The organism is Paenibacillus taichungensis, assembly GCF_050994985.1.
GTDB lineage: Bacteria > Bacillota > Bacilli > Paenibacillales > Paenibacillaceae > Paenibacillus > Paenibacillus taichungensis.
In genome coordinates this window covers 4206888-4221778 of the sequence record NZ_CP194720.1, presented here as the reverse complement: position 1 = coordinate 4221778, position 14891 = coordinate 4206888, and the positions used below count along the sequence as shown (strand labels likewise).

Sequence of the window (14891 nt, the reverse complement as noted above, 5' to 3'; positions counted from 1 at the left end):
GCTGCATCGGAAGCATAGACCTCGCCTTTATCCCCGGATTTTTCCCTTTGGAGAAGGGAATCAACAAAATCTGGGGATAACAGCGATCGGAAGGTTGTTCTGTCATCGGAGTGCCAGTGTAAATTTATTAGTTGAACTTATATAGAAAGAAGAAGGTGAACCTCATGAGAAATTGTGCGATATACAGCTCGCAGTTTGACCTAGATCAGTTGTTTGAAATAATTCAATCCATATACCCTCAGGATACAATTGAACGTAAGGAAGACAAAACCCATATTCAAGTTACACGCAAAAAGTTATTTAGTAAGAAGACAAAGGGCTTCAATATCATGACGAGCCAGACCCACCCTGAAGAATTTACGGCTATGATTCAAGGGATGCTGGGGTTTCTGAGTCAAATTGAGGGAAAGAATGCTTCGCTGCAGGAGAAGGTACTGATTAAATGCTCTACACTGAATATGGTTGTTGGCATCGAGACGGAAGAGGACATTTCCGAAGAATTCTTTAATGAATTATTACATCTGGCCGATGCCCTGGATGCAGTCATTTTCTGGGGAGGTGGCTCCTTGCTGAATGCGCAAGGTCAGCTGCTGTTGGATATCAACGGAGAATCCGAAGTAGAGGATTACAAAGTGACAGCGCACACCAGTTTTCTGGATGATGTCAGACCCCCGTCGGAATCTGCAATGCTGCGCAAAGAGCGCTCCGAGCAGCTTCTAAACGAGCAAGGAATCCCATTCAATGTTCATTTGCCTGCAAGAGCGGGGGATGAGCATACTACAATCCGTAGTGTGGAACAAGTTGCAGAGCGCGCGGTAGCCCTTTGTATTGCAGCTCTCAAAGGTGAATGCCTTGGAGCGGGGGAGAGCGCAGAAGATACAACAGCGCTGGTCCAGGAAGTAATCGACAAGTATGATGCAGCTTCATTCTTTTCACCTGTGGAGAGAAGATTTGTGGAGCAGCATGGGGCAGAGCATCAGGAGGTTATCTCCTTTTCATGGGGATATGAGGCTTATCATGTGATGTTATGGGCGCTTGGCTACGTCAAAGAACTTGGAGCACCGGTAAATCTTTGTAACGTAGGACAAGATGTAGGATATTTGCAGCAATGTGACGATGTTGAAGCCTTTGTAGCCGGGGCACAATTTCGCTCCAAAAGCGAGATTTTGGATGCAGCGGATCTAATCTACCGGTACAACTGGGTTTGTGTAGACAGTCGTGTGAAGGAGCAAACACCTCCTGGGGGTCTGAATGGCGGAGTGGCCTACGAACGTCACCGTGCGCTCAATTGGTTGATCTGTTATCTGGATCAAGATTGGGATGATGTACGGACAGATACGTAGAATGGACTTTTAACATCAACTATTTTTTATATGGCATTCAAATTCAAATACCCCCAAGCCAGTCGAATACTGGTTATGGGGGTGTTTTGCTGTCTATGGGTACCTTATCTTTTAGCCGTTATGTCTTCCATACTGTTCCCGAATCATCACATCAGCAAGAATCAGCTTTTTCTCTACATTACTCTCCGGGTTTACAATTCGCCATAACATCTGGTCGACCGCACGTGCACCAAGCAGTTCCTTGTTCACATTAACTGTGGCGAGTACAGGGATATTATCATACACATTATCGAAACCGGTGACTACGCACTGATCGGGTACACTAATCCCTATGCTCTCCAGAGCCTCGATGGTGTATAGCGCATAGAAGTCATTGGCACAGACAAAAACCTCAGGCAAATTCCCCTCATGAATGACCGAAGTGAACGTCTTGTGAAAATCATCCACATCCGGGCTGCTTAGTTCGGGGATCTGATTCATTTCCAATCCATGACCCATCAATACGGAAGTATAGGCGACCCATCGTTCATAGAAGCTGTGAGCGTCACTGGTGTTTCCAACAAACTGAAACCGCTTGAATCCCTTGCGTAGAAGGTAGAGCATAATGTCACGCATGGAAGCAAAATTGTCTGTGAAAATACTGTCACTGTGAAAGACAGGGTCGAGGTGATCCACCATGACAACAGGAATGCCCAGACGTTTAATTTCAAGAAGAATGGGTGTTGAGATGGAGCCAACCGTAATAATGCCCCGAATGGCATCCGGATTCAGCAATGTGAATAGTTGATCCGCCGAAGGCTCTGTCAGAGTAAGAATATTGATGCTTTTCTGGTTCAGTCTGGAGGATATCCCGTTAAAGACAGGCCCCCAGTATACGGATTCCTGATTCTGATAACGAACATTAGGAAACAAAATCAAAATGGTGCCACTCCACCGCGTGTTTTGCGGGTCCTGAAGTTCATTGCTGCTATACATATCACCAGACAACATGCTGTTATCTTTGAAATATCCAAGTTTGCCAGCGGCCTTAAGAATAACGTCCCGTGTCTGCTCACTAACACCTGATTTTCCGGACAGTGCTCGTGAGACCGCAAATTTCGACAGACCTGTAAAATGTGCAATTTCCTGAATTGTTACCTTCGTCTTCATCATACCATCCTTACACTCGTAGTTCTGCCGTATTCCTTACATTGTGCAATAAAGCTGTTTCTAGTATATCATGTTGTATTTCTCTTAATCTAATAACGGCTGTAGAAGTTAAAATGTTAGTGTCCCATACATGTAACGACGGAGATAGACCACGGTGATGGACATGTTGCAGGAGAAAAAGGCGAATTTTGAATAGTTTATTATCTTTTTGTTATTTTATAAAATAACAAAATAATCAAAATGATTTTCGTTTTGGATATGGGAGTACTCAGAAAGGTATTCGGATAATATGCTATATGATAAGCTTTTAAAGCGATATAACAGCATTTTATCAGAATAATTAGAAAATGTTAACAATAAAAATGTTGACGCTTACATTATGCTATGTTAAATTTTGTTTGTCAAAACCAAACGATAAAATAACAAATGGTGGTGATCATAGAATTTCATTAGGATAAATGGGAGACAGGGAGTTATGCCGGACCATGATTTGTATACACATTCGGGGAGGTTGTTAAAATCGTGACTAAAAAATGGAACGTTTTGCCGCTCATGTTATTGGCCGTAATGCTTTTTGTATCCGCTTGCAGTGGTGGGGGGACGGCTCAATCGGCTGATGATGCTCCAGCGAATACGGGCAATAGCACTGGAACCGTCGAGACAGACAAAGAAGGCGGAACAGAAGAAGTGGCAGTCGATGTACCTGATTTGGGTGGGCGTGTCATCAAGGTTGCGGCCTGGTGGGATCTGAAGCCAGCGGGGGAGACCGCTTCGGATAAAGCGAGACTAGATAAAATCGCTGAAGTCGAGAAGAAATACAACGTAAAAATCGAGTTCGTGAATGTACCATTCGAAGAATACATGAACAAATTTACAACGACAGCGCTGGCTGGCGAACCGTTCGCAGACATCGTTCAGATGGAGTACAAATCCGCATTACCCGCCATCCTCAAAGGGCAACTGCTTCCGATCTCCGAATTCACCACAGCTGAGAATAACATCAACCAAGAGGCAAATCTGATCGCAAAATACCCTGCCATTGCAGGCAACTACTACGCATTTGAATCTCCAACCAGCATCGGTCTGGGACTTCACTATAACCGTGACTTGTTCAAGAAGCTGTCGTTACCTGATCCTCAGGAGCTTTATAACAAAGGCGAATGGAACTGGGATAAATTCTTGGAACTGGCGAAACAAGCGACCAAGGATACGGATAACGACGGAAAAATTGACGTATACGGGTTCTCCGGCTGGGCTATTGACGTGCTTCGTCACTTTACTGCAGCCAATGGCGGCACGATTGTAGATGACGAACATTCAAAAGAAGGATTGTCCGATCCGAAAACGATTGAAGCTGCCGAATTTGTCAAACGCTTGTATAACGTCGAGAATGTTGTAAAAGTCAAAACAGGTGACAAAACGAACTGGGAGGAAAGCAACACATTCAAGGATGGAGATGTGGCTTTGTTCACTGCTGCGGAATGGCAGTTGGGCGATATCACCTTTGCTGCCGGAGTCGTACCAATTCCGAACGGTCCTCAGGGCAGCAAGGATGTAACATACGCCAACAACGCTGCCTCAGCAAAATTCATTCCTAAAGGTGTGGAAGATCCTAAAATTGTATACCAAATCTATGAAGAAACCTTCGACATTCCACAGATCGAAGAGTACCCAGGTCAGGATTACCTGGAAAGCCGTTATACCGACGAGAAGGACATCGCCATGATTCGGGAGCATATCGCTGGAACGGGCCGCATCCTGCTGGATGACGCCTACGCGGGTTATCCAATCGGTGACTATGTTAACGACATTATCAAAAACAATGCTTCCGTTACAGCAACAGCCGAGAAGTATAAAGCGCAGGCACAAGCAGCAGTCGATAAGCTTGGCAAACAGTAATTTCAGCATGATTCAGACAGGGGTGCCTCGTGTCCGGGCTCACGCACGGGTACCTCTTTTTCTGTATCACGAACTAAGTATTGCTGGCATCAGCCTTGATGAGGAGGGCTCGTAAGATGGCTGGAATTCTACAACGAAAGAAATGGATCCTGCCCATAGTCATTGCAGCAGTAGCTGCCTGCGTCATACTTTTGCTTACTTCCGGTGCAGGTGTAAAGAGTGCAGTTGTGCCTTCTGGCAGTTTGCCTGCCATTGAGGTGGATGCCATTTTGCAGCAGACGAGGCAGAAGAACGGATATGAACAATATTTGTCCCAAGCAGGTGAGGCCTCAAGACCGAATGTGGATATGACCATCGAAGCAGGAGACTACATACGGGCAGAGGGTGAAGAGGTACGTAAACTGAAGGATTATGAAGGCAGGCCGGGTGTATCGCTTCATACTGGGGAGACAGGCGAGATCGACTGGGTAGTTGACGTACCGGAAACCGGGCTGTACAACCTCTCTGCTGTCTATTTTCCCGTAGAAGGCAAGAGTTCGGCCATTGAGCGTGCATTGTACATTGACGGTGAACTTCCGTTTGCGGAAGCCGCCTATTTGCAGTTTGATCGGGTATGGGGCAATGAGAAACAAGCTGTTGAACAGGATAATCAGGGCAATGATCTTCGTCCAAAACAAGTGGAGAAGCCCCGCTGGATGGAGGAAACATTTCAGGACTCGGATGGGTATGAACAGGTTCCATTCAGATTCTATCTGGAAAAGGGAAAGCACACGTTAACGCTGAAATCCTCTCGCGAACCCATGGTAATTCGATCCATACGACTATTCAACGAGAAGCCAGCCGTTGCTTATGCGGAAACCGCAGGGGCTAAGCAGACGGATTCTTCCGGTCAGCCTAAGGATGTGCTCATCCGAATTGAAGGGGAAGCGGCAGTTGCCAAATCTTCACCTACGTTATATCCAACCAGTGAAAGATCAAGTTCAGCCGTATCTCCGTACAGCGCTTCCCAGGTGCGTATTAATACGATTGGTGGCTTTAACTGGCGTCTGCCAGGACAGTGGATCGAATGGGAAGTGGACGTGCCGGAGAGTGGACTTTATCATATCGGTTTTACCGTTCAGCAAAATTTTGTCAAAGGCATCTATTCCACACGCAAGCTGACCATCGATGGCGAGATTCCGTTTGCGGAGATGACGAAAGCCCCGTTCCGTTACCAAAGCGACTATCGCATTGATGTGCTGGGCGGTGAGGATGCTTACAAGTTTCAGTTGGATAAAGGCAAACATGTCATTCGGCTGGAGAACAGCCTGGGCGACTTCGCACCACTTATTCGCAATGTGGAGGACAGCCTGTACAACCTGAACTCCATGTACCGGAGAATTCTGATGATTACAGGCACCAAGCCGGATGAATTCCGGGATTATCGGGTGGAGAAGCAGATTCCGAATCTGTTGGAGGTATTTAGCGGAGAAAGCAAACGCCTGAAGGAAGTGGCAAGGCAACTTCGTCTTCTGTCAGGCCAGTCCAGCGATCAGGAAGCGTTGATCAAAACGATGGCCCAACAGCTGGATGAGATGATCGATAAGCCGGATACCATTCCAAGAAGACTTGCTGCTTACAAAACGAACACGGGCGGACTGGGGACTTGGGTGCAGCAGGCTCGCGAGCAACCGCTTGAGATTGATGCCCTCTATGTAGCTTCATTAGACAGTAGCATTCCCGGAACGGGTATGGGTCCGCTGGCGAAGCTTGGTCATGAAGCGAAGACATTCTATCATTCGTTCTTCATTGATTATAACCAGATCGGGAACGTAGCCACTTCAGAGGATCAGCGCACGGTGACGGTCTGGATCGGCAGTGGTCGTGATCAGGCGAACACGATGAAAGCGATGATTGATGAGACATTCACACCGGAGAGCGGCATCAACGTCAATTTGAAGCTGGTCAACATGGGTACGCTGTTGCCAGCCACCTTGTCGGGTGAAGGACCTGATGTAGCGATGCAGATCGGCAATGATCTGCCCGTGAACTTTGCGATGCGGAACTCGGCGGTGGATCTCACCCAGTTTAGTGACTATACCACGGTGGAACAGGAGTTTAGAGATAGTGCCATCGTACCGTACGCCTATGATTCAGGCGTGTACGCCCTGCCGGAGACACAGACCTTTAATATGTTGTTTTATCGAAAAGATGTGCTTGCAGAGCTGGGGCTTGAAGTTCCTCAAACGTGGGATGATGTCGAGAGCCTGCTGGCGATTCTGAGCAAAAATCATATGGAATTTGGCATGCCGGTGGTAGCCCAGGCCAACATGCAGGGGGTCAATATCCCGCCTAATTCGCAGTATGCAACGATGCTGCTGCAGAACGGCGGCTCCTTCTATCGGAATGACGACAAGGAATCGGATCTGGATTCGCGCATCGGCATCGAGACCTTTAAGAAGTGGACAGAGTTTTATACCGATTACAAGCTGGAGCGGGAGTATGACTTTGCCAACCGTTTCCGGACCGGACAGATGCCGATTGGTCTGACGGATTACACGATGTATAACCAGTTGTCCGTATTTGCACCGGAGATCCGTGGATTATGGGGATTTGTTCCTGTTCCGGGGACTGTGCAGCCGGATGGAACATTGAATCGGGACGTTCCGGGTGGCGGCAGTGCGGTCATGATGCTGGAAAGTGCCAAGGATCAGGAGGCGGCGTGGGAGTTCATGAAATGGTGGACCAGTACACCGGTTCAGGCTGAGTTTGGCCGCGAGATGGAAGGGCTGATGGGTGCGGCTGCGCGTTATCCGACGGCCAACATCAAGGCACTCGATTCACTTCCATGGCCTGCTGAGGACTATGCGAATCTGAAGGCACAATTCGAGACAGTAAAGGGCATTCCCGAAGTACCTGGTGGTTATTTTACCGGACGTCATCTGTTCAATGCATTTTACAAGACGGTTGTTGGTCAAGTGGAAGCCAGGGAATCCATCATGGATTACACCCAGTACATTCAGGACGAGATTCGAGTCAAGCGTAATGAATTTGGTCTTCCGTAAGCAGAGGGAGGGTTAACAGTGTCACAAATATCACTCCGAGACGGACAAAACAGTCCTCCTGAGAAAACACCAGGCATGGGCATGAAATCATGGTGGTCCTGGAAGCTCAAGGAAATGAAGGCCAGCAAACATTCCTATGTACTGCTAGCTCCTTATATGATCCTATTCATCATGTTTACTGTGATTCCGGTGGTCATCTCCATCATACTCAGCTTCACCTATTTCAACATGCTGGAGTTTCCGCGTTTTATTGGCTGGCAGAACTATACCCGGCTGTTTCTGGAGGATGACGTATTTCTGATTGCCATCAAAAACACGTTGCTGTTTGCCATTATTACCGGACCCATCAGTTATATTGCCTGTTTCGTATTTGCCTGGATCATTAATGAATTAACGCCCAAATGGAGAGCGTTCATGACGCTGATCTTCTATGCGCCATCCATTTCGGGGAATGTCTATTTTATCTGGTTGATGATTTTCTCGGGGGATCGCTACGGTATAGCCAATGGATTACTGATCAAATGGGGATTTCTGCTGGAGCCAATCCAGTGGTTGAAAACGGAAGCCTACATTATGCCAATCCTCATTCTGGTGCAATTGTGGCTCAGTCTTGGCACAGGCTTTCTGGCTTTTATCGCCGGTTTGCAGACCGTAGACCGGACGTTATATGAAGCAGGTGCGGTAGACGGGATCAAAAATCGCTGGCAGGAGCTCTGGTATATTACCCTGCCTTCAATGCGTCCGCAACTGATGTTCGGTGCGGTCATTCAACTTACGACCTCATTCGCCGTGGCCGATGTATCTATTGCGCTGGCGGGGTTCCCAAGTGTGAACTATGCGGCGGAGACGGTGGTGACCCATTTGATCGACTTTGGTACAACGCGGTTTGAGATGGGATACGCCTCGGCGATTGCAACCGTACTGTTCATGATTATGGTGGGCACCAACTTGCTGGTACAGAAACTGCTTCGAAGGGTGGGGGAATAGCTATGGCTGCAATTGCAACAGGCAAAAAGCGGGTGAACCGCTCCTTATCGGGCAGCATCTCCCTGTTTACCCTTCTGCTCGTATTTGGTGCTTTCATGGTGCTGCCGCTGATCTATGCGATCAATAATGCGTTCAAACCGCTGGATGAGATTTTTACTTTTCCACCAACGCTATTTGTCAAAAATCCAACGTTCAGCAATTTCACGGATTTGCTGAATCTGCTGAGTGACTCGTGGGTTCCGTTCTCACGTTATATATTCAATACGGTATTTATTACAGGCATTGGCATCGTGGGACATGTGCTGCTCGCATCGGCAGCGGCGTACCCACTCGCCAAGCACAAATTTCCGGGCAAAGTGTTCATGTTCCAGGTTGTTGTGCTTTCCCTGATGTTCACGCCTGCCGTGACGGCCATTCCCAATTATATGATCATGTCATGGCTGGGTTGGATTGATACGTATTGGGCCGTCATTATTCCGGCATTTGCCTATTCATTGGGTCTGTATCTGATGAAGCAGTTCATGGAGCAGATCCCGGATGCGTTGCTGGAAGCAGCCAAAATTGACGGTGCCAGTGAATACCGAATTTTCTGGTCCATTGTCATGCCGAATGTAAAGCCAGCTTGGCTCACATTGATCATTCTGCTGTTCCAGATGCTGTGGGGCAGTGATGGCAATGGGTACATCTACAGTGAACAGCTCAAGACCTTGCACTATGCGGCGGGTCAGATCATTCAGGGCGGGATATCCCGGGCTGGGGCAGGTGCTGCGGTAGCACTTATTTTGATGAGTGTGCCCATTACGCTATTCATTTTCTCCCAGAGCCGCATCATTGAGACGATGGCGAGTTCGGGCATGAAGGAATAAGGGGGAACGATATGGCACGCACAGTGAAAAGATGGCTTGTTCTCCTGGCGGCAGTATCGCTGCTGCTGGTGAATTCCGTGCCTGCGGCGGCCTCCCCGGCGCCGTATGAGAGTTATAACTACAACTACTGGAAAGAGGCCGTTCCGTCACCGGATGCCTATCTGCCCAAGCAAACCATTTCGGGCAGCGACCTGGGCATTGGCGAATTCAAAGACCCCGGTGATGTAAACGTTTCTCCCTCCGGGCAGATTTATATTTTGGACAGTGGCAACAGCCGAATTGTTGTCCTTGACGCGCAGTATAAGCTGTTGCGGGTAATCGAAGGATTTATGATGGACGGCAGCAAGGAGAGTTTTAATACGCCAGGTGGATTATTCGTGGATGAAGAGGATCGAGTATACATCGCAGATACAGGGAACAGCCGCGTAGTTGTCCTGGATGCGGAAGGTCAGCTGGTCCATACCATTGCGAAGCCAGAGTCTGATATCCTCGCGACCAATTTTCAATTCCAACCGTTGAAATTGACTGTGGATCGGGTAGGCCGGGTGTATGTGGTGGCTCAGGGTGTCTACGAAGGAATTATGCAGTTTGACGAGCACGGTCAGTTCATTGGATACGTTGGTACGAACAAGGTGGAACGCGACTACGGCGAATACATTTGGCGGATGCTCTCAACCAAAGCCCAGCGGGCGCAGATGGTTTTGTTTGTACCGACCGAGTTTTCCAATGTGGATATCGACTCCAAAGGGTTCGTATATGCGACCAATATCGACCCGGGTTCCAGCGAACCGATTAAACGTCTCAATCCATCCGGTGAGGATGTGCTGAAGAGGTTTGGTTATTTTGAAGTCAAAGGAGATATCAGATTCCGCAATAACCCGGGTCCGTCCAAGCTGATTGATGTGAAGGTACTGGGTAACGGTATGTACAGTGTGCTGGATGCGACGCAGAACCGGGTGTTTACTTACGATGATGAAGGTCATCTGCTCTACGTATATGGAGGCAAAGGAAATCAGGTGGGAACGCTCAAAACACCAGTCGCCATGGAACAGTCCGGGGATCATCAATTAGTGTTGGATCGGGGAAAAAGCAATCTGGTTATCTATGAGCCAACACGGTTTGGAGCCAGCGTGAATGAGGCGGTTGCCCTTCATTATCAGGGCGAGGATACAGAGGCTGTTCATATCTGGAAAGAAGTGCTGAAGCTGAACGCCAACTATGATATCGCTTATATCGGTATCGGCAAGTCCTTGCTGATGGAGAAGAAAAACGAGGAAGCTCTGGGTTACTTCGAACTGGGAATGGATCGCAAAAGTTATTCTGTCGCGTTCAAAAGATATCGGCGAGAGATGATGAAGGAACATTTCGGCACCTTTCTGACGCTTGCCATCGCACTGATTTTCATGCTGATCCTGGTCCGAGTGGCGGTTAAATGGAGACGGAGGAGGCAGATTGACAGTGAAGCAGGATTACATTAAGTTTCCGCTGCATCTCATTTTTCACCCCATTGATGCATTCTGGGATATCAAGTCGGATCAGCGGGGAAGGTTGACCGTTGCTTTTGGAGCACTGGCGCTTACCATTATCATGATGATTTTGCAAAAACAATACGCGGGGTTTCTCGTCAATTACGTCGATCCTCGCACAATCAACAGCATAGGGGAGATCGCTACGGTTGCAGTGCCATTCTTTCTTTGGTGCATAGCCAATTGGGCTGTAACCACCCTGATGGAAGGTGAAGGGAAGTTCAAGGAGATTTTTCTGGCAACAGGATACTCGCTTATTCCGATTATTTTGATCTATGTCCCGATGATTATCATCAGCCGCTTTATGGTACAGGAAGAGACGGCTTTTTATTATTTATTTAATAGCATCGCGTTCTTCTGGTTCGTGCTGCTGCTCTTCATTGGCACGATGACGGTACACCAGTACACCGTGATCAAAACGATTCTGACGATGCTGCTGACGGTAATTGTCATGGGCATAATCGTGTTCCTCGGAGCATTGGTGTTCAGCATGTTGCAGCAGTTATATGAATTCGGTTACAACATCTACCGCGAGTTGATTTTTCGGACCTAAAGGAGGCGGCATCCGTGAACAAAAGGCAACGAATATATACGGTGCTGGCCAGTGGTGCTGCTGTGATTCTGATCGCGGCTGGACTGCTGTATATCAATAACAGGGGAGTACCTGCTGTGGAAGCAACGGCTTATCTTGAAGCAACAACAGAGGCTATGCCAACCGAGACGGAATCATTGCAATTCCTTACCGATTCTTCAGAGGGTGTGCCGGGTATGCAACTGGTCGTCGAAGACCAGGGACTGGCGCTGTATTACAACGAGGAAACGACGGAAATTGCCGTTCGTGATGGAGCGAGTGGTCAGATCTGGTACAGCAATCCGAACGAACGTAATCAGGATGGCCTGGCTTCTGCTTATGAAAAGGAGGTGCTGTCCTCCCAGCTGAACGTGTCATTTCGGGATGCAATTGGTACGCTGGAGAATTTTCCGAACTTTAGCTCCAGTATCAGCAACAAACAGTTCGCAGCTGCCAATGTGGATCAGGGCATTCGTGTTACATACACGCTTGGGGATACCTCGCTAGGCATTGATGCTCTGCCCAAACTGATCAGCAAACAGCGCCTGGAGGAGAAGGTCCTTTCGAAATTGGATGCGACAGTTGCAAGATACACATCGGCTCGTTATTATCCAACCAAAAACAACCCGGATGTGCTGGAACGCTTGGATGGACAGATATCTAAGCAGCTTGTGCTGAACAAGATGCTGGATGCCTTTGAGGCGGCGGGGTACACTGCTGACGATCTTGCTTTTGACAATGAGGAGAATGGAGTCGAAGGCGGGGGCTCATCGGATAAACCAAGCTTCGTCATTCCGGTGGAATATCGGCTGGATCAAGGTTCGCTGGTTGTAACCGTGCCACTAAGTCAGGTGAAAGAGAGCGGTCAATACCGCATTCGTAATATCGATCTGCTCGCTTATTTTGGTGCCGCGGATACGAAAGGTGAAGGTTATATGTTTGTACCTGACGGTTCAGGCAGTCTGATTCATCTGAATAACGGAAAGGTCAAAGAGGAGCAGTACGTACAGCGTGTGTACGGTGCAGATCCGAGTGACAATTCACTCAGTCGCCCGCAGGTTAGTGAATCTGTGCATATGCCTGTCTTTGGTTTGAAGAACGGTGAACATGCCTGGTTTGCCGTGATTGAAAAAGGGGATGGCATGGCCAGTATCTCTGCGGATATTGGAGGTAGGCAAAATAGCTACAACCACGTCTACGGCACGTTCTCCCTGCGGGGTGAGGATGAGCTGGAGATGTATACCTCGCAAAAGATGCAGGAGATTCAGCTATTAAGCGAGGAACCATTCCGCGGGGATATTCAGGTGAGATACCATTTTCTTAATGGTAAGGATGCCAGCTATTCCGGTATGGCCCGTATGTATCAGCAGCAATTGGTGAAGCAGAACGTACTGAAACCGCTGGAGGACGTATCAGCCTTGCCTTTTTACGTGGATGTGTTAGGTGCAGTGGACAAAAAAGCTTCATTCCTGGGTGTACCTTATCGGACCACATTGGCTATGACGACGTATGAACAAGCGGCTGAAATGGCTGCGAAGCTGCAGCAGGAAGGTGTGAACCGCGTGCAGATGCGGTATCAGGGATGGTTTGGCGGAGGTTTCAGCCACCATACACCTACCCAGGTCAAGCTGGACAGTGAAGTGGGCAGTCGTTCCGAGTTGCAGGATCTGTCTGAACAACTGAATCAGTCCGGTGGAGCGTTATTCCCTGATGTGGCGTTCCAGCGTATCTATCACGACGATTGGAACTTTGCTCCTTCCTCCGATGCAGCGCGATTTGTCACCAAGGAGACGGCTGAATTGTATCCATACAGTCCTGCCCTCAACCGGATGGATCAGAGCAAAGATAGTTATTATCTGTTGTCGGCCGCCAAGCTGCCGTATGTGGTGAGCGAGTTTGCCGGGAAAATCAACAGACTGGAATTCAGCGCATTATCGCTACGTGATCTCGGGCAGGTATTGAGCTCGGATTATCGGGATAGTCGTGTCATCCACCGTGAAACCGCGAAGAACATCGTGAAGGAGCAACTGGGCAAGCTGCAGCAGGAATATCCGAACATAATGTTATCATCCGCTAATGCGTATGCGTGGGGATATACGCAGCATATTGTTAATGCTCCCTCAGGCTCCAGCCGGTTCAACATTACCGACGAGGAAGTTCCTTTTTATGAGATGGTCATTCATGGATATATGGACTACGCTGCTTCCACAATGAATACGTCAGGGGATCAAGATCTGCGCAAACAGCTGCTCCGCATTCTGGAGCTGGGCTCAGCTCCGCAATTTCAATGGACGTATGAACCATCATCCAAGCTGAAGCTGACCAATTATGATTCGGCTTATGCCACTGACTTTGCATATTGGGTAGATGACGCAGCTGCATTATACAAGGAAGCGAATGAAGTATTAGGTCATTTGCGGAACCATCCAATAACCGAGCATGAACGAGTTCAGGATGGCGTAGTGCGTGTCACTTATAGTGGCGGTGCAACGATTTTGGTGAATTACACGGCTGATCCGGTAACGATTAATGGAATTACCGTTGGCGGGGCGGACTATGCAGTGGAAGGAGTGAACCAATGAGAAGCCTTCGTTTATCTTTGAAATCACGGAGAGCGCTGCTTGGACTTGCGTTTATTTCGCCATGGCTGATTGGTTTCATCTTCCTGTTCGCTACGCCGCTGCTGCAATCGATCCGGTTCAGTTTGAGCAATCTGTCGGTTGCCCCGGGAGGATATGTACTGGATTTTGTCGGGCTGAAAAATTTCAAGGATGCCATCCTGGTCGATGCAACATTCAACCGGATCTTGGTGGATTCGGTCGGAGCGATGCTGCTGAATGTGCCGATGATTCTATTCTTCAGTTTATTTACGGCGACATTGCTTAACCAGAAATTTAAAGGGAGAACGATGGCACGTGCGATTTTCTTCCTGCCAGTCATACTGGCCTCCAGTGCGGTGGCGGCGGCCGAGTCCGCAGGTTTGATCAATCTGATGGGGGACGCCAGTGCGATTGAATCGTCTACCGAAGGGGGAGCTTCGTTCAACGTCGTTTCAATCGTGCGAATGCTGAATGATGTGGGGCTGCCAATGGCATATGTCGATTACATCGTGGAAGCCATTATGCGCATCTACGATATTGTCAGCAGCTCTGGCGTACAGATTCTGATCTTCCTCGCTGCGCTGCAATCGGTACCTGGTTCCATGTACGAAGTGGCCAAAATTGAAGGGGCAACGGCCTATGAATCCTTCTGGAAAATTACGTTTCCGATGGTGAGTCCATTGATCCTGACAAATGTCATCTATACGATTATTGATTCCTTTGCAGGCAGCCCGGTGACGGAGGCCATTTACCAGACGGCGTTTAAAACCCAGAACTTCGGTCTGAGCTCAGCCATGTCCTGGCTGTATACGCTGGTCATCGGCCTGGTATTAGTTGTTGTCGGATGGGTGCTGTCACGACGGGTTCATTACAACTGAAAGCTAACGAACGTAGAAGGAGGCATGA

The 14891-nt window shown here is 48.4% G+C and carries 10 protein-coding genes; 9 read left to right on the top strand and 1 reads right to left on the bottom strand.

The annotated features are described in order from the left end of the window. Window positions 1-164: 164 nt before the first annotated feature. Window positions 165-1343 carry a DUF4272 domain-containing protein gene (locus ACR1R9_RS18780; protein WP_433923028.1) on the top strand — a complete coding sequence of 393 codons (1179 nt, stop codon included), beginning with the start codon at window positions 165-167 and terminating at the stop codon, window positions 1341-1343. A gap of 111 nt (window positions 1344-1454) precedes the next feature. Here the strand turns inward: ACR1R9_RS18780 and ACR1R9_RS18775 are convergent, their stop codons facing one another. Next, entirely contained in the window at window positions 1455-2495 is a 1041-nt protein-coding gene (locus ACR1R9_RS18775) for a LacI family DNA-binding transcriptional regulator (RefSeq protein WP_433923029.1), read from the bottom strand. A gap of 549 nt (window positions 2496-3044) precedes the next feature. Between ACR1R9_RS18775 and ACR1R9_RS18770 the strand changes: the two genes are divergently transcribed. The 8 genes from ACR1R9_RS18770 (at window position 3045) to ACR1R9_RS18735 (ending at window position 14863) form a co-directional block, all read left to right on the top strand. Then, window positions 3045-4391 (top strand): ABC transporter substrate-binding protein, encoded by a 1347-nt coding sequence (locus ACR1R9_RS18770; protein ID WP_433923690.1) that lies wholly within the window; start codon window positions 3045-3047, stop codon window positions 4389-4391. A 116-nt stretch (window positions 4392-4507) separates the two neighbouring features. Continuing rightward, window positions 4508-7435 carry an extracellular solute-binding protein gene (locus tag ACR1R9_RS18765; RefSeq protein ID WP_433923030.1) on the top strand — a complete coding sequence of 976 codons (2928 nt, stop codon included), beginning with the start codon at window positions 4508-4510 and terminating at the stop codon, window positions 7433-7435. Between the two features lie 75 nt (window positions 7436-7510). Beyond that, complete coding sequence (locus ACR1R9_RS18760; protein WP_064641001.1) at window positions 7511-8422, top strand: carbohydrate ABC transporter permease; 912 nt, start codon at window positions 7511-7513, stop codon at window positions 8420-8422. Between the two features lie 2 nt (window positions 8423-8424). After that, complete coding sequence (locus tag ACR1R9_RS18755; protein ID WP_076289986.1) at window positions 8425-9288, top strand: carbohydrate ABC transporter permease; 864 nt, start codon at window positions 8425-8427, stop codon at window positions 9286-9288. Window positions 9289-9299: 11 nt separating this feature from the next. Further along, window positions 9300-10766, top strand: coding sequence for a gluconolactonase (locus ACR1R9_RS18750; RefSeq protein WP_433923031.1), 1467 nt, complete (start codon window positions 9300-9302; stop codon window positions 10764-10766). Beyond that, window positions 10747-11367, top strand: a complete 621-nt coding sequence (locus ACR1R9_RS18745) for a Yip1 family protein (RefSeq protein WP_076289984.1) — start codon at window positions 10747-10749, stop codon at window positions 11365-11367. Before ACR1R9_RS18750 ends, ACR1R9_RS18745 begins: the two co-directional genes overlap by 20 nt. Window positions 11368-11381: 14 nt before the next feature. Further along, window positions 11382-13967: a DUF5696 domain-containing protein gene (locus ACR1R9_RS18740; RefSeq protein ID WP_433923032.1), complete on the top strand. Its 2586-nt coding sequence runs from the start codon at window positions 11382-11384 to the stop codon at window positions 13965-13967. After that, the gene (locus ACR1R9_RS18735) at window positions 13964-14863 is read left to right on the top strand and encodes a carbohydrate ABC transporter permease (protein ID WP_076289982.1); all 900 of its coding nucleotides are present in this window, start codon (window positions 13964-13966) and stop codon (window positions 14861-14863) included. Before ACR1R9_RS18740 ends, ACR1R9_RS18735 begins: the two co-directional genes overlap by 4 nt. Window positions 14864-14891: the final 28 nt, after the last annotated feature.